We start from the raw sequence: 19,012 nt of genomic DNA on the forward strand, positions 1-19,012 counted from the left end.
TGTCACCGCGCTCGCGTACGTTCCGGCACACCCGCCAGAATCGTGATGATCCCCGACGTTCTCCGTCCGTTTCTCCGCACCGCCTGGGCGCCCCTAACATCCGCCGAGATGGGACCGGCTGACGCGTCCTCGTTCTCCGGCCTCGCGTGGATCCCCGAGGGCGAGACGTGGCCCGAGTGCCCCAACTGCGGGCGCCCGCTTCAGCTTCTGGCGCAGCTCAACACCGCCGATCTCCCGGAGCCGACCCGCGCGCAGGCGGGCACCGGCCTGATCCAGGCCTTCTATTGCACCAACGCGGACCCAAAGTGCGACGTGGACCTGGAAGGGTGGGCGCCGTTCTCCGACGCCCACGTCGTGCGCCGCGTCGTCCCAAGCGGCGTGCCCGCGCTCTCGTCGCCGCCAGAGGCCATCCCGGACCGCTTCCCGCCGCGGCGCATCACAGGCTGGACCGCGTTTGAGGAGCCGCCGCTCTACGAGGAGGCCGCCGTGCGATCGGTGGAGCTGGACGACGCGACGTGGGACGCGCTGGCGGACGACGGCTGGCCCCGCGCCGGCGACAAGCTGGGCGGCTGGCCGCACTGGGTGCAGAGCCCGGAGCGCCCCGCCTGCCGGCGTTGCGGGCGCGAGATGGAGGTGCTGCTTCAACTCGACTCCCACGACCACCTGCCGATCTACTTCGGCGACATGGGCGCCGGGCACCTAAGTGTTTGCCCCGAGCACGCCGATGTGCTCGCGTTCGGCTGGGCCTGCGGATGACGCCTCTGGCGGGCGCGGCGCGTTCGCCTCTGGCGTGTGGCGATCCGGCGAAGACACCGAGGGCGGGGCGGCGAAGCGCTTCCGCCAGAGGCACGCGCCGCCTCTGGCGCGTAGGACGGCCTAGCTTGCTCAAAACCGACCGATCCGCATGTCTAGCGCCGACGCCCTCCGCCAGATCCTCGCCCGCCGCATCCTCGTCCTCGACGGCGCGATGGGCACGATGATCCAGCGCCACCGCTTCACCGAGGCGGACTACCGCGGCGAGCGTTTCGCCGACTGGGGCTCGCCTCTGGCGGGCAACAATGACCTCCTCGTGCTCACGCAGCCGGACGCCATCCGGGACATCTACGTGCAGTACCTCGAGGCGGGCTCGGACGTGGTAAGCACCAACACGTTCAACGCCCAGGCCATCTCGATGGAGGACTACGGCATGACGGGCCTCGTCCGCGAGATCAACGTCGCCGCAGCCCACCTCGCACGAGAGGCCATCGAGCAGTGGAGGGAGGGGGCCAGTGGCCAGTCGCCAGTGGGACGCGCGCCAGAGGCCTCTGGCGTGGGAGACGCCTCTGGCGCCAGAGGCGTGGATGCGCATCGAGACCCTGCTCAGTCCCCAGTCTCCAGCCCCCAGTCCCCCCGCTTCGTAGCGGGGAGCATCGGGCCGATGAACCGGACGCTCTCGCTCTCGCCCGACGTGGAGGACCCGGGCTTCCGCGGGGTCACGTTCGATCAGGTCAAGGACGCGTACCGCGAGCAGATCGAGGCGCTGGCCGAGGGCGGTGTGGACTTCTTCCTGTTGGAGACTGTCTTCGACACGCTCAACGCCAAGGCGGCGGTCGTGGCGCTGCGTGAGTTCGAGCGCGAGACGGGGACCAGCCTTCCGGTTCTCGTCTCGGGTACGGTCGTGGACCAGAGCGGGCGCACGCTCGTGGGGCAGACCGTCGAGGCGTTCTGGATCTCGCTCGCGCACACGCCCAACCTGCTCGCGTTCGGGCTCAACTGCGCGCTCGGTAGTGCCCAGATGCGCCCGTTCGTGGAAGAGCTGTCGCGCGTCGCGACCGTGCCCACCAGCCTGTACCCGAATGCGGGGCTCCCCAACGAACTCGGCGGCTATGACGAGAGCGCGGCCTACATGGCCGAGCAGATCGCGGGCTACGCGCGCGAGGGCTTCGTCAACGTCGTCGGCGGCTGCTGCGGCAGCACGCCCGAGCACATCCGCGCCATTGCGGACGCCGTCCGCGACATCGCGCCCCGCACGCCGCCAGAGGCGAATCCCACGCTGCGGCTGGCCGGGTTGGAGCCTCTGGCGTTCCGGCCCGAGACCAACTTCGTCAACATCGGCGAGCGCACAAACGTGACCGGCTCCAAGCGCTTCGCGCGGCTGATCAAAGGCGGCGAGAGCGAGGAGGCGCTGACGGTCGCCAAGCAGCAGGTGGAGGCGGGCGCGCAGATGATCGACGTGAACATGGACGAGGGGCTGCTGGACTCCGCGAAGGAGATGGAGCGCTTCCTGCTTCTGGCGATGAGTGAGCCCGACATCGCGCGCGTGCCTGTCGTGGTCGACTCATCCAAGTTCGAGGTGATCGAGGCCGGCCTGAAGTGCATCCCGGGCAAGCCCGTCGTCAACTCCATCTCGATGAAGGAGGGCGAGGACGCGTTTCGCGCCCAGGCCGTCCGCGCCCGTGACTTCGGCGCGGCCGTTATCGTGATGGCGTTCGACGAGGACGGTCAGGCCGACACACTGGAGCGCCGCAAGACCATCTGCCGCCGCGCCTACGACATCCTCACCCAGGAGGTCGGCGTCCCACCAGAGGACATCATCTTCGACCCCAACATCTTCGCCGTGGCGACGGGCCTGGAGGAGCACCGCCGCTACGCCATCGACTTTATCGAGTCCGTCCGGTGGATCAAGGCCAATTTGCCTCTGGCGCGGGTGAGCGGCGGCGTGAGCAACCTCAGCTTCTCGTTCCGCGGCAACGAGGTCGTCCGCGAGGCCATGCACGCCTCGTTCCTGTACCACGCCGTGCAGGCGGGGATGGACATGGGCATCGTGAACGCGGGGCAGCTCGCGGTCTACTCCGAGGTTGATCCTGAGCTTCTGGAGTTGGTCGAGGACGTCCTGTTCGACCGCCGGGACAGCGCGACCGAGCGCCTGGTGACGTACGCCGACACGCTTCGCGACACGGCCTCTGGCGTGACGCAGGCGAAGGACGACGCCTGGCGCCAGAGGCCCGTCGAGGAGCGGCTGGCCCACGCACTCGTTAAGGGCATCACGACGCACATTGAGGCCGACACCGAGGAGGCGCGCGCCATGCTGCCGAAGCCTCTCGACGTGATCGAGGGGCCGCTCATGGCGGGCATGAACCGCGTGGGCGACCTCTTCGGGAGCGGCCAGATGTTCCTCCCGCAGGTCGTCAAGAGCGCCCGCGTGATGAAGCGCGCCGTGGCCTACCTCACGCCGTTTATCGAGGCCGAGCAGGCCGGCGAGACCGTCGCGCGCAAAAAGGTCCTCATGGCGACGGTCAAGGGCGACGTGCACGACATCGGCAAAAACATCGTCGGCGTCGTGCTCGGCTGCAACGGCTACGAGGTGATCGACCTCGGCGTGATGGTCCCGGCGCAGACGATTCTGGACGCCGCGAAAGAGCACCACGTAGATGTGGTCGGCCTCAGCGGCCTCATTACACCCAGCCTGGACGAGATGGTGCACGTCGCGCGCGAGATGGAGCGGCAGGGCATCCAGCTTCCGCTCCTCATCGGCGGCGCGACGACTTCCAAGCTCCACACCGCGCTCAAGGTCTCGCCGCAGCGGACCGGCCCGACCGTCCACGTCCTCGACGCGAGCAAAAGCGTCCCGGCCGTGAGCGCCCTGGTGGGGGAGGGACGCGCCGCGTTCCTCGCCGCCGCCGAGGCCGACTACGAGCGCGTCCGCGAGGCGCACGCCGGGCGCCAGAGGCGCCAGAACATCCTGCCTCTGGCGAAGGCGAGAGCCAACAAGCAGGAGTTGACCTGGGAAAGCGTCACGGCGCCCGCGGCCACTGGCGTGCTCGACATCGCGCCGCCGAGCATTGCGGACCTGCGTCCGATCATCGACTGGGGCCCGTTCTTTATCGCGTGGGAGATGAAAGCGAGCGACGTGGACGACGACGCCAGAGGCGATACCGCCCGCGCGCTCCGCGCAGACGCCGAGGCCCTGCTCGACGAGTTTGAGGCCTCTGGCGCGCTGGACATCCGCGCCGTGGCCGGCATCTTCCCCGCGAACGCCTCCGGCGACGACGTCGTGGTGGGCAGCGGGGGAGGGGCCAGTAGCCAGTCGCCAGTGGCAGAGAATGGCGCGGCCTCTGGCGACGGGTCTGCTACTGGCCACTCCCCACTTCCCACTGGCCCCACCACGTTCCACACGCTGCGGCAGCAGACCCAGAAGACGCCGGGCAAGCCCAACCGCGCCCTCGCCGACTTTATCGCGCCAGAGGACTCGGGCGTGCAGGATTGGCTCGGCGCGTTCGTGGTAACCGTCCACGGCTCGGTTGACCTCGCGCAAGAGGCCCGCGAGGCTGGCGACGACTACCGCGCCATCCTGATCCAGTCGCTCGCCGACCGCCTCGCCGAGGCCGCGGCCGAGTGGCTGCACCGTGAGGTCCGCACGACGCACTGGGGCTATGCGCCAGAGGAGAACCTGAGCGTGGACGACCTCACGCGCGAGCGCTACCGCGGCATCCGCCCCGCGCCCGGCTACCCCGCCCAGCCCGATCACACCGAGAAGCCGACCCTGTTCGCGCTTCTCGACGCGACGGCCCGCACGGGCGTCGAACTAACGGAGCACCTCGCGATGAACCCGCCCGCGAGCGTCTGCGGCCTCTACTTCGCCCACCCCGACGCCGCCTACTTCAACGTGGGGCCTCTGGCGAAGGACCAGGTGGAGGACTACGCCGCCCGCAAGGGCATGACGACGCCAGAGGCGGAGCGGTGGCTGATGCCGGTGCTCGCGTACGAGCCGGCGCCCGCCGAGCGCTTGCCAGAGGCCCTCTCGGGCGATGGCGCCTCTGGCGGTGCGGCCGTTCCCGAATCGCCGCCTGTCGCGTAGCCTTAAACCGGGGGCGGGGGCGGGCGATACTCAGAGCCTCCCCCCGGTCCTATGCGCCTCCTCGTCTCCGCTGCACTCGCTGGCGCTCTCCTGCTGGGAGCGAGTCTATGGCTCGCGCGAGCGGACACGAGCGACGAGGTCGTCGGGACGGTCACGCCCGAAGCCTCCGCCGGGGGGGACTCCAGCGCCGGCTCGCCGGTGTTCACCATCATCGACGTGAACACCTACTCCGTGCGCGGGCGGACGGAGCAGGAGATCCTGACCTCGATGCGTGCCAGAGGCCCGAAGTCCGGCGGCGCCGACTTTTTCGGCCTCACGGAGACGCAGTTCGCGTATCGCTATTGGAAGAACGAGACCGAGCGGGGATGCACGCTGGACCAGATCCGCATCGACCTCAACGTCACCATCACGTTGCCCGAGTGGATCGAGCCGCGCGACGCGCCCTACGAGCTGCGCCGCGACTGGACGCGCTTCGAGTCCGCGTTGCGTCGCCACGAGGACGGCCACCGCGAGATCGCGGAGTGGGGCGCCCGCGAGATCTACCACGTTCTCGCCAACCTCCGCACCACCACCTGCGCGGACATGGACGTCGCCGCGCGCCGCGCTGCGCAGCGCCTCCGCGAGGTCAGCGAGCAGCGCCAGCGGCAGTTCGACGACCAGAACGGGCACGGCCGCACGCAGGGCGCCTACTGGCCGCAGAGCGCGCGGTCGATGGCGCGTCGCTCCCAGTAGCCTCTGGCGACGGGTCTTACGGCCTACCCAGTGCGGCGGCCTCTGGCGCCAGAGGCCGTGCCTCGCTACTCGAACCGCGAGAAGTCCGGCGCGCGCTTCTCCATAAACGCGGTGAAGGCCTCTTGCGCCTCCTCGCTCTGGAGCCGCGCGATAAACAACTCGGCCTCCTCGCGCATGACCGCGTCCACGCGCTCGCGCAGCGGCGCCCGCAGCAGCGCCTTGGACTGCCGGACGGCTTCGGGCGGCTTCGCGGCCAGCGCGTGCGCCTTCTCCATCGCCACCGCCAGAGGCTCCGCCTCCACACCGTTGATAAGGCCGACCTCGCGCGCGGTCTCCGCGCCGAACGTCTCGCCGAGCAGCAGCAACTCCGCCGCCTTCGCGCCGCCGGCCATGCGCGGGATGAGGAGGGAAGACGCCGCCTCGGGCACCAGTCCGAGATCGGTAAAGGGCATTTTAAAGCGGGCCTCTGGCGTGGCGTAGGCGAGATCGCAGTGCAGCAGGATCGTCGTCCCGATGCCGATGGCGACGCCGTCGACGGCCGCGATCAGCGGCTTGGGGAACGCCACCGCGGCATGGAGAAACTGGAAGACCGGGCTCGTCTCATCCGTGGGCGGCTCCATCATGAAGTCGAACAGGTCGTTGCCGGCCGTGAAGCTGCCGCCCTCGCCGCTGAGCACGACGGCACGCACCTGCGCGTCGCCAGAGGCCTCGGTCAGCGTGTCGGCGAGCGCGGCGTACATGGCCCGCGTGAGGGCGTTCTTCTTCTCGGGGCGGGCCAGCGTGAGGTGCAGCACGCGGCCGTCGCGGGTGGATCGGACGTGGTCGGTCATGTCGGGTCGTTCGGAGGGGGCTGCAAGCTAGCGGGAAAGAAAGGGCGGCTCTCGTGGTCCCGTTTGGATCGGGGTGACGCATGAGAGAGGGAAAGGCTTTCTCACCGCATCCTGGCTATGCTCCGCACCCTCGCTTTTTTCGCCCTCGCCGCGCTTGTCGCGCCAGAGGCCCTCGCTCAGACCTGCACCACGTCGTGGACTAACGCCGGGAGCGGAGACTGGAACGTCCCGGGCAACTGGGACAACGGCGTTCCTGGTCCGGCCGATGACGCCTGCGTCACGCTAGCCGGGACGTACACCGTCACCAACAACGCGCCGCCGCAGATCAACGTGAACTCGCTCACGCTCGGCGGCGCCAGCGGCACGCAGACGCTAGACACCGACGAAGGGATCGCAATCGCGGCGCCGAGCACGATTGGCGCGAACGGCCGGTGGGAGTGGAGGGTCGGAGTGCTCTCCGGCGGGGCCACGCTCACCAACAACGGCTTCGTTCAGTTCGACGGCTTCTTTACGGGCGCCCTGCGCGCGATCACGGGCCTGGGGACCGAACTCGTCAACGAGGGCACTATCGACTGGCTGGACGATCAGCTCTTCCTCGTCGATGGAGGCGCGCTGACCAACAACGGCACTCTCGTCAAGACCGCCAGAGGCGTCGCGACGGCAGAGCTCGAGACCTCTGGCGCGACGCCGGGGCTCTTCACCAACACGGGCGCCATCGACGTCCAGACGGGCCGGATCAACGTCGACGCGCCCTCGCGGACTGTCGGCGCCGCGCTCGGCGTGGCCGCTGGCGCCACGCTCGCCTTCGGTGGCGGCGACGCCGTCACGCACGCCTTTGCCGGGACCACCTCGGGCACCGCTTCACTCGCTAGCGGGGACGACCCTGCGGGCGTGTTGCTCATGAGCGGAGACGCGCAGTTTGCCGCCGACGCCGGGGCCATCTGGGACATCGCGGGCGCAGGCATTCAGTGGGACCAGGCCGACCTCATCGGTGGGCAGACGCTGACGAACCAGGGGCTCGTGGTCATTACAGGGTTCTTCAGCAACATCCAACGCTCCATCGCGGGTGCCTCGACGGCTTTCGACAACCTCGGCGTCCTGGACTTCCAGGATGACCAACTCTATCTCATCGACGGCGGCGCGCTGAGCAACAACGGGACGATCATCAAAACGGTCGCCGGCGTTGCGACCGCGGAGATCAAGACCTCTGGCGCGGTACCGGGCTCGTTTACCAACACAGGGACCATCGACGTCCAGATCGGCCGGATCAACATCGACGCACCATCGCGGACCGCCGGCGCCGCGCTCGGCGTGGCCGCTGGCGCCACGCTCGCCTTCGGCGGCGGCGACGCCGTCACGCACACCTTCGCCGGGACCACCTCGGGCACGCCCGCCGGCGTGCTCCGGATGAGCGGAGACGCGCAGTTCGAGGCCGAGGCGGGCGCCGTCTGGGACTTCGGCGGCACCGGGATTGAGTGGGTGGAAGCGGACCTCGTGGGCGGAGAGGCGCTGACCAACACCGGCCTCGTCGTCATCACCGGCTTCTTCAGCCTCAACCAGCGCTCCATCAACGGCCTCGGCACCGAGTTCGTCAACGCGGGCACCGTCGACTGGCAAGACGATCAGCTGTTCCTCGTCGACGACGGCGCGTTGACGAACACCGGGACGATCACCAAAACCCTTCCCGGCGTGTCGACGGCAGAGCTCGTGTTTGAAGGCGCGAACACCGGCTCTCGCCTCTTCGCCAACACCGGCACCATCGACGTCCAGGTAGGCCGCATCGACATCGGCGTCGACTCACGGACCACCAGCGCGACGTTTATGGTGGCCTCTGGCGCGCAGCTGAACTTCGAAGGTGGGACCGATGTCACGCACGCGTTCGCCGGGACCACGACGGGGACGGCCGCGCCCGCACTGGGCGACGACCCTGCAGGCGTGATCCGCATGACCGGCGACGCGCAGATCGCCTCGCTCGGGGACGCGGCTTGGAACATCGGCGGGTCCGGCATCGAGTGGTTCACCGCAGACCTCATCGGCGGGGAAACGCTCACGAACGGAGGCCTCCTCCGCATCACCGGGTTTTTCAACGGGGCGCGCCGCACCATCAGCGGGACCGAAACGGTCCTCGCGAACGCGGGCACCATCGAGTGGAACGACGACGAGATCGCGCTCGTCGCCGGTGGCGCCATGACGAACGCGGGCCTCTTCGTACGCACGCCCGGCGGCGTCTCGGCTACACGTTTGTACAGCCCCGACGCCAGCGGCTCGTTCGCAAACGCGGGCACCGTCGAGACACGCGGCAACACGCTCGACGTCGACGTGCCGATGGACCACCAGGCCGGTGGCCGCATCGCGGGCTTTGCGCGGTTCGACATCGCCGGCTCCGCGTTTACCCAGTCCGGGGACACCTCGCCAGGCTCGCCCGACAGCACGGGCGTACTCGAATGGCGTGGCCAGCCCTGGGCCCCGGCCTCTGGCGCCACGCTGTTCGCCAGCATCGGCGGCACCACCGCGGGTGACGATTACGACCAACTCGCCGTCAACGACGCAGCCGCACTCGCCGGCACCCTCTCGCTTTCCATCGCCGACGGCGCCGCGCCAGAGGTCGGCGACAGCTACACCGTGCTGACGGCCACGAGCGTAACCGGCACGTTCGACGCCGTCGACGCGCCGCCGGGCTACGTCGTTTCGGTTGCCTACAACGCGACCGATGTGGTTGTGACCGTGGACGCCGTCGGCTTCGTCATCACGCTCAACGGCAGCGAGGGCTGGCGCGCGATGTCGCTCCCGTACGCCGACCTCGGCCTGGGAGGCGATCCGCCCGGAGAGCCCATCACGCCGGGCCTGTTCACGAGCATCTACACCGCCGGTTACCAGGGCGCCGACTTCGACCCCGACAACTCCGGCGACCCGACCAACCCGGGCGGTTACGCCAACGTCTTCCTCTACAACGAGGCGAACAACACCTACCCCGTTCCCGCCACCTCCTCGTCCGTGCCCGAGGGCCGCGGCTTCTGGTTTTACGCCTTCCAGGACGAGGACGCCTACACCAACGGCGTGCAGGGTGTCTTCCCGAAAGAGCTTCTGGCGGCCGGAACGGCGCGCACCACGGACTTCTCCTTCCCGATCACGTTTACGCCAGCGGCTGAGTTCACCGGTGCCAACTTGCTCGGCAACCCGTACGACGAGGGGCTGGACTGGAGCGCCAGCGGCTGGACGCGCACCAACGTCTCCTCGACCATCTACGTCTACGACCCGGCCTTCAACGTGGACCCCGTGACCGGCTACGGCGACTACCGTCAGTGGACCAACGGCGTCGGCGGCTCGCTCACCGGCGGCGTGATCCCCGTCGCGCAGGGCTTTTTTGCCTACGCGATGGACGCGAACCCCGTCCTTACCGCGTCCGCTTCCGCCCGCACCGGCACACGTCCCGACGTGTACGGCCTCACGGGCTCGGGCGAGAGCGCCTCTGGCGCCAGCGGCAAAACGGAGACCGTGCTTCCGCACGTCGCGCTGACGCTCTCTGGCGAGGTGTCCGGCCACGCGCGGGAGCACACCCTCCGGCTGGTTTTGGACGAGCAGTCCGCGCTCGGCCTGGACGCCCGTGACGGGTACGCCCTCGAAGCCTCTGGCGACGCCGTGCGCTTGGTGGCGCGCGTGCTGGGCGCCGACGAGGCGCTGGCCGTCGCGTCGGTCCCCGGCGAGGCGGAGATCGCCGTCCACGCCGAGGCGCTGGCCTCTGGCGAGGCGACGAGCGCCGACGCCGAGATCGCCTGGGAGCCCGTCGCCATGCCCGACGGCTGGCTCGCGACGCTCCACGACCGCACGACGGGGCGCACCTACGACCTCACGACCGAGGGCTCGTTCCGCCTCAACCTTCTCTCGGGCGATGCGCTCGTGCTCCCGGCCGAGGCGCCAGCGGCCAAGACGGCACAGGGCGCACTTCCGAGCGCGTACCCGCTCCGCATCCAGGGCGAAGTCGCGACGCGCTTTACCGTCGCCTTCGCCAGAGGCGCAACGGATACGGAAGCGGGCGTGACCGCGTCCGCGCTCGGCGTGCCGCAGCCCAACCCCGTCCGAGGCATCGTGCGCGTGCCGTACTCGGTCGGCGAAGCCGGCGAGGTGCGCGTGGCGCTATACGACGCGCTCGGCCGCGAGGTCGCCGTCCTCGCCAGCGGCGAGCGGGCCTCTGGCGCGCACGAGGCTACGCTCGACACGGAGTCGCTCGCGGCGGGCGTCTACGTGGTCCGCATGACGGGCGCCAGCGGCTTCGCGGAGACGCGCCGGCTGACGGTCGTGCGCTAGGCAAGCACGTGAGACGGAGACGCGGAGGGCTCGCACAGGCGGGCCCTCCGCGCTGCGTTCGCCCCTGGCGCCAGAGGCGCAGGACTGGCGTGGGCTGCAGGTGCCCGGCGCCGTGATCGCCCGGCACGCGCGCTGTCCACGATGCCGGACGCAGAACCGCCGCGTATGCGAAGGTTTCGCCGCTAGAGGCCTCTGGCGTAGCGGTTGCAGACGAACGGGCAGGGCCTGCCGTTACCCCGCCCGCCAGCGGTGCGGCTCGCCTGTAGTCCCCACTCGCGGCCCCCCGCACAACTCCTTCCCCTCATGCGTACTGCCACCCTCTTCCTCCTGGCGGCTCTGCTTCCGCTTGCCTCCGCCTGCGACACCTACTACGAAGACGACCGAGATGACCGCGACGCGCTCGTCCGCGTGGTCGACTTCGAACTCGATACCGATGGCTTCGAACTGAGCAGCGACACCCGCACGGCCTCGTTCGACACCGATGACATTCAGGGCACCAGCGACCGCGACGAGGTCGAGGACGCGCTGCGCTTTGCCGGAGATGGAGCCCTCGTCCTCCTTTACGCGGACAACGAACTCATCCTCGACGTGTCCACGACGGGCCAGACCTACACGCCGCTTCCCGTAACCGTCGGCTACGAGGTTGAGCTGGACAGCGGCCTTCCGGTCGTGGAGTACACCATCACGTACACGTACGCCTTCGACAACGAGGACCTTTACGTGGACGTTCTCTCCTCCGCTCGCTCGGACAGCTTCCCCGGCGCGGACCAGGACCCCGGCGTGCTCTTCGCGGACCTACTGCCCAACGAGATCGAGATGCGCCTTGTCACGCTCGAAGCGGACGTTTACGCGCGGAAATCTGCCGAACTCGGCAAAACGGGAATCGACCTCCGTAACTATGAGCAGGTGAAGGCCGTCTTCAACCTACCGGACTGATCCTCGCGTACCGATGCGAATCGTCCTGAGCGGGCCGCTTCCTGTAGGGGGAAGCGGCCCGCGTTTGTATTCGCCAGAGGCCTCCCACGCCAACATCGCGCCGTGCTTACCACCCGCTTGCACTCGCATTACAGTTTGGTCAGGTGCGCCTCTGGCGCCGGGATGACTCCCCTCCGCGCGGTAGCGGCCCTGCTGTTCAGAGCTTGGTCCGCCTAGCCGTCGGCCTGCCCCTCCGCATCCAGCACGTGCCCCGCTTCGAGGACGCCTCGCCGCCAGAGGTCCTGCGCCAGAAGCCACGCCGCCGCGGCCCAGAACGCCCCGACCGTCCACCCTGCGAGCACGTCGGTAGGCCAGTGGACGCCGAGGTACACCCGGCTCATTCCCACCGCGAGCGTGAGCGTGACCGCCGAGGCCACGACGTAGATCTGGAGCCGCCTGGATGGCAAGGCCCGCGCCAGAAGCGCCCCGAGCGTGAGGTAGACCACGGCGGAAGTCGCCGAGTGCCCGCTGGGAAAGCTGGCCGACAGCGCCTCCATCCCGTGCGCGACGAGGTCCGGCCGTGGACGCGCAAACCCGGCTTTAAGCGCGAACGTCAGCGCCACCCCGCTGAGGACGGCGCCCGCGAGAAACGCCGCCATCCGCGGGCGCCCATCCAAGAGGAAAAACCCGACGCCGAACAGCGTGGCGAGCGACGTGAGCAGCACGCCCCCGAGCGCCGTCATGTCGCGGACCGCCTCCTCCACTGCGGAGGGCCCGATGGGGTCGGCGGTGTCTCCAGGGGTACGAAACAGGAGCAGTACCTGCTCATCGATGGCGCGGGCCTCGCCGTCCGTCACCACGTCTGCGAGCCCCACGAACGCCCATGTGCCCGCCGCAAGGACCACGAGCGCGGCGAGAAGGGCCAGATCGTGCCTCTGGCGCAGGCTGGTGAGAGCGGTGCGGGCGGCAGCGCGGGCGCTGCGGAGGTGAGGAGACATCGGGCGTGTACGGGCAAGAGGGGGGAGGGTCCCCGAGATCCCTGACGCGGCGGCGGCGCACACGAACGCCAGAGGCTCCACCGTACTTTGAGGGATGCCTACCACGAACGCCCACACCATGCGCCGACTGCTTCACCCGTACGTCTTCCTCCTCGCCTTTGGCCTGCCTCTGGCGGGCTGCGCGACGGCCCAGACCCCGGCCCCCACGACCGAGTCTGCGGCGATGCCGCCCGCCATCCCGATGCGGGCGCCAGAGGCCGCCCCCGCCGCCGAGCTCACGCTCCAGAAGCTGTTCAACAGCGGCGAGTTCTACGGCGACGGCTTCCAGGGCGGGCGCTGGGCCGCCGAGGGCCCCGAACTGCTCTACGTCGAGACCGACCGGGCCTCTGGCGCCAGTAGCCTCGTCCGGCTGGACCTCACCGACGACGGCCGCGAGGTGCTCATCGACGGCGCGCGCCTGACCAAGACCGACGGCGAGGGCCTCATCGCCATCGAGGACTACGAGTACTCCGCCGACGGCTCCAAAGCGCTGCTCTACACCGACTCCGAGCGCGTCTGGCGCCTCAACACCAAGGGCTACTACTACGTCTACGACTTCGCCTCTGGCGAGGTGAAGCCCGTCGCCGACCGCGCCAGAGGCCTGCAGATGTTCGCCAAGTTCAACGCCGACGCCAGCCACGTCGCCTTCGTGCGCGACCGCAACCTGTACGTCGTTGACCTCGCCTCGGGCGAGGAGGCCGCGCTGACCACCAATGGCGGCCCGGGCGCCGTCATCAACGGCACCTTCGACTGGGTGTACGAGGAGGAGTTCGGCCTCCGCGACGGCTTCCGTTGGCACCCTGAGGGCGACCTGATCGCCTTCTACCAACTCGACGAATCCGGCACGCGGGACTTCACGATGTACGACTCGCGCACGCTCTACCCCGAGCTGACCAGCTTCCGCTACCCCAAGGTCGGCGAAGCCAACTCCGAGATCCGCGTCGGCGTGGTGGATGCCTCCTCCGGCGAGACCACCTTATTCGACACCGACACGTGGTTCGAGGGCGGCGACGAGACCGAGTACATCGCAGCCATGGGCTGGACGCCGCCGCTAGCGGACGGCGGGCGCGACGTATGGATGCTCCGCCTCAACCGTGACCAGAACCACGTCGACCTGCTCTACGCCGACCCGGCCTCTGGCGCGGTCCGTACGGTCCTCCAGGAGGACGTGAGCGCGTACGTCGAGGTGGAGAACGGCTTCTCCGATACCGAAACCGGCACGATCACCTTTTTGCAGGACGGTGAGCACTTCGCCTGGCGCTCCCCGCGCGACGGCTACGGCCACCTCTACCTGTACAAGAACGACGGCACCTTTGTCCGCCAGCTCACCCGCGGCGAGTGGGACGTGACCGACTTCCACGGCATCGACGAGGCCGAGGGCCAGATCTACGTCACCACGACCGCCAGAGGCCCGCTGGAGCGGCACCTCTACCGCGTGCCTCTGGCGGGCGGCGCGCCGGTCCAGATCACCGAGCAAGCCGGCACGCACTCGGTCGACCTCTCGCGGGACTTCGACTACTTCATCGACACGTACTCCAACGCGACCACGCCCGCGACGACGGCACTCTACCGCACGTCGGGCGATCAGGTCAGCGTCCTCGTGGACAATGACGCGCTCATCCAGCGCTTGGCGGCCTATGATCTCCCCGCGCCGGAGTTCATGACCGTTCCGGGCGCGGACGGCACGCCGCTCAACGCGTACGTCGTCAAGCCGCGCGATTTCGACCCGAGCAAGGAGTACGGCCTCCTGATCCACACCTACGGCGGGCCGGGCTCGCAAGAGGTGCGCGACGCGTGGGCCGGAAACGAGCGCCTCTGGCACCACTACCTCGCCGATACCTACGGCGTGATCGTGGCCGGCGTGGACAATCGGGGCACGGGTGGCCGCGGTTACGCCTTTAAGACCGCCACGCAGAACCGCCTCGGCATCCTCGAAGCCGAGGACCAGATCGCCGCCGGGCAGCACTTCGCCGCGATGGACTTCGTCGACGCCGACCGCGTCGGCATCTGGGGCTGGAGCTACGGCGGCTACCTCACGCTTCTGGCGATGACCTACGGCGACGGTCCGGAGACCTTCGCGGCCGGCATGGCCGTCGCGCCCGTCACGTCTTGGCGCCAGTACGACACCATCTACACCGAGCGCTACCTCTCCACGCCGCAGAAGAACGCCGAGGGCTACGACCTGGGCAGCCCGGTTACTTACGCGGCGAACCTCCGCGACGACCAGGCGCTGCTCATGGTCCACGGCGACGCCGATGACAACGTGCACCCCCAGAACACGTTCGCCATGGCGGACGCGCTCCAGGCCGAGGGCAAGCAGTTCGAGATGATGATCTACCCCGGCCGCACGCACGGCATCTACGAGGGCCGGGGCACCCGGCTCCACCTCTACACGCTGATGACGAACTTCGTGCGGGATAACCTTGGGGAGGGCGCGATGTCGATGGCCTCCGCTGCCGGCACGCAGTAGCACTTCATTTCCGTCCCATTCCGCCTCTGGCGTCCGCCGTGACGCCAGAGGCGTTTTTGTGTCGGGGCGCGGCCTCTGGCGCGAGAGGCGGCAGCGGAGTTCGTGTCCAGAACCCAGACCTCCCTCGCCAGAGGCGCCCGTACCTTCCGGGTCCCCAGCCGACCGCCCCCGATGGACGCCGATCTCACCTCGATTCAGGAAGCCCGCGACGCGCTCACGCGTGTCCGCAACGCCCAGCGCCGCTTTAAAGCCACGCCGCAAGAGGACGTGGACCGCATCGTGGACGCGATGGTGGAGGCTGGCGCGCGAGAGGCCGAACGGCTCGGCGTGATGGCGCACGAGGAAACAGGCTTCGGACGAGCCGAGAGCAAGCGGCAGAAAAACCTCTTCGCGACGCGCACGCTCCAGGAGCGGATGCAGGGCATGAAGACCGCCGGCATCGTGCGCAAGCTGGAGGGCGGAAAGGTGTGGGAAGTCGCGACCCCGATGGGCGTGGTGGCCGCGCTCATCCCGAGTACCAACCCGACGGCGACGGCGATGTACAAGGCCATTATCTCGGCGAAGGCGCGCTGCGGCATCGTGATGAGCCCGCACCCGCGCGCGGCGAACTGCACGGCGGAGGCGCTACGCGTCGTGGCCGAGGCCGCCTACGCCGCTGGCGCGCCCGAGGGCCTGTTCGCGTGCCTCACGCGTGTGACCATGGAGGGGACAAACGAGATCATGGAGAACGACATCACCGACGTGATCCTCGCGACCGGCGGCGGCGCGATGGTCCGTGCGGCGTACTCCAAGGGCAAGCCCGCCTACGGCGTGGGCAGCGGCAACGTGCCGGTCTACGTGGACCGCTCCGCGAACGTCGCCAAGGCAGCCGCAGACGTGCTCACCGGCACGAGCTTCGACTGGGGCACGCTGTGCTCGACCGAGCGCTCGGTCGTGGCGGACGCGCCGATCCGGACCGAATTGCTGGAGGCGTTCCGCGCCAGAGGCGGGTACGTCTGCTCGGACGCGGAGCGGGCCAAGCTCCGCGCCATCATCAAGCCCGGCGGGCGGTTCAACACGGAGATCGTGGGCCAGAGCCCCATGCGCATCGCTGAGATGGCGGGCTTCACGGTCCCCAACGACACGCGCGCCCTCATCGCGGAAGTGGACGCGGTGGGCAAGGACGAGCCGCTGTCGATGGAGACACTTTCGCCCATCCTCAGCTTCTACGTCGCCGACGGGTGGGAGCGCGGCTGCGAGCGCTGCATCGAGATCCTGGAATTCGGCGGCATCGGCCACACGCTCGCGATCCACGCGCAGAGCGAGCGGGCCATCGAGCAGTTCGCGCTCAAGAAGCCGTCCATGCGCATCGTCGTCAACACGGTCGCCGCGCTGGGCTCGGTCGGCATGACGACCAAGCTCTTCCCGGCGATGACGCTCGGGCCGGGGACCGTCGGCGGGAGCATCACGAGCGACAACGTCTCGCCGTTGCACCTCATCAACGTCAAGCGCGTCGCGTTCGAGACAGCCCCGCTCAACGACGACGCGGGGCAGCCTCTGGCGGCGAACGCCCAGCGCGGCAAGACGCCCGTGCCGGCGTCTCGGTCGGCCTCTCGCTCCGAATCGCGTCCTGCCCCGGCCTCTGGCGCCAGAGGCTCCGGCACCTCCACGTCGGGCGGCTGGATGGACGAGATCGAGCGTCGCCTGCTCGACCGCGCGGGCAACGCGCCCGTGTCGCGGCCCACGGCATCGCCAGAGGCCTCTGGCGACGGCGCTCCGGCGTCGTCCACGCTCGCGATCCCGGACCCGCAGGTGGAGGCGCTGATCCGGAAGTTCAGGAAATAACGCTGTACCCGGGATGGGCGCCCCGTGGCGCTCCCACCGCTTCCGCACAAGCACTGCGACCCTCGGCGCCAGAGGCGGGCACCCCTGCAGCTTCTAGCGCGTAGACTCGGCCATGGCCGAGGTCTCTCCCGCTTCCGTCTCCACGATGACGCCTCCGTCGGTTCAGACCGGCGATGATGCGTTGGACGCGATCCTGCTCCGAGCGTGGGAGGGAATGCCCGACCGGCCGGACCACCTAGTCGAGCACGCGCAGCGAGCACTAGACCGCGCGGACAGCACGGACAACGCCCGAGGGCGGGCCTACGCGCTGGGCGTCCTTGGCACGGGGTTGTACATGCGCTCCGACCACGAGGAGGCCTTGGAGGCGCTAACGGAGGGGTTGGCCTTGATCGAGCCGTTCGGGGACCTGTACGGGCGGGGGCTGCTCCTCGGCGGGCTCGCTGGCGTGCACGTCAGCCTGGGGCATTTCGACGAGGCGATGGAAACCGCGCTCGACGCGCTCCGCGTGGCACGGGTGCTGGGAGACCGGGAGCGGGAGGCGTGGACGCTTGTCGGCCTGGGCAATAGCTACCTGGACCTCGGGGACCTGGAACGCGCGATGGAGGCGGGCGAGACCGGGCTGCGCCTGTTCGGCGAGTTGGGCCAGCCGGCGGGGCAGGCCCGCGCGCACGGCGTTATGGGCGGCGCGCTGATGCGGATGGGCCGCAGCGCCGAGGCCCGCGCGCACCACGAAGCCGCGCTCCGCCTCGCTCGCGAAGACGGGGTCCGCCTCAACGAAGCCCGCGCGCTCCACGACCTCGGCGAGTGCGCGTACCTCGCCAAGGAGTACGCTCAGGCACTCCAACTCCACCGCGAGGCGCTCGGCATCCGTCGCGAGGTGGGCAACCGGCAGGCGCAGAGCACGAGCCTGCTCCACATCGGGCTCGCGCTCACGGCGCTCGGCCGCGCGCCAGAGGCCATCGAGACCCTGGTGAACGCCCGCGACCTCGCGATGGAGGTCGGCGCCGAGCCGCGCATCGCGCAAGCCGACGAGGCGCTGGCCGACGCCTACGAGGCCTCTGGCGACGCCGCGCGCGCGCTGGAGCACTTCCGGCTGTTCCACGCCCGCCGCGAGCGGATGCTGGACGCGCAATCGCGCAGCCGCATCCAGTCCATCCAGATCCGCGCCGACGCCGAGCAGGCGCAGCGCGAGGCCGAGATCGCGCACCTCCGCTCGGTCGAGCTCGCCGACGCCAACGCGGGCCTCGAAGAGGCTCTCACGGACCTCCAGCAAACGCAGCGGCGGCTGCTCCAGCAAGAGAAGCTGGCCTCGCTCGGGCGCCTGGCCTCTGGCGTGGCGCACGAGATCCAGAACCCGATCAACTTCATCGCCAACTTCGCCGAGATCAACGCGGACTACGCCGACGAGATGCGCGAGACGGTGGAGCGCCGCCGCGCCGAACTGCCGCCCGACCTCGCGGACGAACTCACCGACCTCCTCGGCGACGTGAGCGCGAACACCGGGCGTGTGCGGGAGCACGCCCAGCGCGCCAGCGGCATCGTCAAGAGCCTCATCGGGCACGGCAACACGTCCTCGGGCCAGCGCGAGACCGTGGACCTCCGCGACCTCGTCGGCCGCGTCGTCGACGTCACGTTTGCGGGCTCGGGTATCCGGCCGGTCTGGGTCCCCGGAGCGGAGCCGGTTCACGCCGAGGTGGACGCGCAGGCCTTCGACCGCGCGCTCGTCAACCTGGTGGACAACGCGCGCCGCGCCGTCCTAGACCGCGCCCACGAGGACGACGGCTTCCGCGCCGTGGTTTGCGTCGCGCTGGACCGCGTGGACGACCGCGTGATCCTCCGCGTGATGGACAACGGCCCCGGCATTCCGGACGACCTGCGCGACCGCGTGTTCGAGCCGTTTTTCAGCACCCGCCCCACGGGCGAGGGCACAGGCCTCGGGCTCACGCTTGCGCGCCAGATCGTCGTGGACGGCCACGAGGGCTCGCTGGATTTGGAGCCCTCCGCGATGGGCAGCACGTTTACCATCTCGCTGCCTTCGGCCGACGCCTGAGCGGGCCTCTGG

At 69.5% G+C, this 19,012-nt stretch carries 10 protein-coding genes; 8 read left to right on the forward strand and 2 right to left on the reverse strand.

Annotation, left to right across the window (positions count from 1 at the left end; all coding sequences use genetic code 11):
* The first annotated feature begins 45 nt into the window (after positions 1-45).
* From BSZ36_RS02845 to BSZ36_RS02855, 3 genes are all read left to right on the forward strand, one after another.
* Complete coding sequence (locus BSZ36_RS02845; RefSeq protein WP_218827537.1) at positions 46-756, forward strand: DUF1963 domain-containing protein; 711 nt, start codon at positions 46-48, stop codon at positions 754-756.
* 148 nt (positions 757-904) lie between these two features.
* Positions 905-4,837: a methionine synthase gene (gene metH, locus BSZ36_RS02850; protein ID WP_094545810.1), complete on the forward strand. Its 3,933-nt coding sequence runs from the start codon at positions 905-907 to the stop codon at positions 4,835-4,837.
* A gap of 51 nt (positions 4,838-4,888) precedes the next feature.
* Entirely contained in the window at positions 4,889-5,569 is a 681-nt protein-coding gene (locus BSZ36_RS02855) for a DUF922 domain-containing protein (RefSeq protein ID WP_094545812.1), read from the forward strand.
* Positions 5,570-5,634: 65 nt separating this feature from the next.
* Here BSZ36_RS02855 and BSZ36_RS02860 read toward each other — a convergent pair whose 3' ends face one another.
* The gene (locus BSZ36_RS02860; protein ID WP_094545814.1) at positions 5,635-6,399 is read right to left on the reverse strand and encodes an enoyl-CoA hydratase; all 765 of its coding nucleotides are present in this window, start codon (positions 6,397-6,399) and stop codon (positions 5,635-5,637) included.
* A gap of 117 nt (positions 6,400-6,516) precedes the next feature.
* Here BSZ36_RS02860 and BSZ36_RS02865 point away from each other — a divergent pair, with 117 nt between their 5' ends.
* Together BSZ36_RS02865 and BSZ36_RS02870 are read left to right on the forward strand one after the other, a co-directional pair.
* Positions 6,517-10,704 (forward strand): T9SS type A sorting domain-containing protein, encoded by a 4,188-nt coding sequence (locus tag BSZ36_RS02865; RefSeq protein WP_094545816.1) that lies wholly within the window; start codon positions 6,517-6,519, stop codon positions 10,702-10,704.
* 303 nt (positions 10,705-11,007) lie between these two features.
* Entirely contained in the window at positions 11,008-11,640 is a 633-nt protein-coding gene (locus BSZ36_RS02870; RefSeq protein ID WP_094545818.1) for a hypothetical protein, read from the forward strand.
* 212 nt (positions 11,641-11,852) lie between these two features.
* Here the strand turns inward: BSZ36_RS02870 and BSZ36_RS02875 are convergent, their stop codons facing one another.
* Complete coding sequence (locus BSZ36_RS02875; protein ID WP_094545820.1) at positions 11,853-12,617, reverse strand: phosphatase PAP2 family protein; 765 nt, start codon at positions 12,615-12,617, stop codon at positions 11,853-11,855.
* A 118-nt stretch (positions 12,618-12,735) separates the two neighbouring features.
* Between BSZ36_RS02875 and BSZ36_RS02880 the strand changes: the two genes are divergently transcribed.
* From BSZ36_RS02880 to BSZ36_RS02890, 3 genes are all read left to right on the forward strand, one after another.
* Positions 12,736-15,126 carry a S9 family peptidase gene (locus BSZ36_RS02880; RefSeq protein ID WP_218827538.1) on the forward strand — a complete coding sequence of 797 codons (2,391 nt, stop codon included), beginning with the start codon at positions 12,736-12,738 and terminating at the stop codon, positions 15,124-15,126.
* A 171-nt stretch (positions 15,127-15,297) separates the two neighbouring features.
* Positions 15,298-16,950 carry an aldehyde dehydrogenase family protein gene (locus BSZ36_RS02885; RefSeq protein WP_094545822.1) on the forward strand — a complete coding sequence of 551 codons (1,653 nt, stop codon included), beginning with the start codon at positions 15,298-15,300 and terminating at the stop codon, positions 16,948-16,950.
* A gap of 112 nt (positions 16,951-17,062) precedes the next feature.
* On the forward strand, positions 17,063-19,000 hold the full coding sequence (locus BSZ36_RS02890; protein WP_094545824.1) for a tetratricopeptide repeat protein: 1,938 nt from the start codon (positions 17,063-17,065) through the stop codon (positions 18,998-19,000).
* Positions 19,001-19,012: the final 12 nt, after the last annotated feature.

The organism is Rubricoccus marinus (genome assembly GCF_002257665.1).
Taxonomy (GTDB): Bacteria; Bacteroidota; Rhodothermia; order Rhodothermales; family Rubricoccaceae; genus Rubricoccus; species Rubricoccus marinus.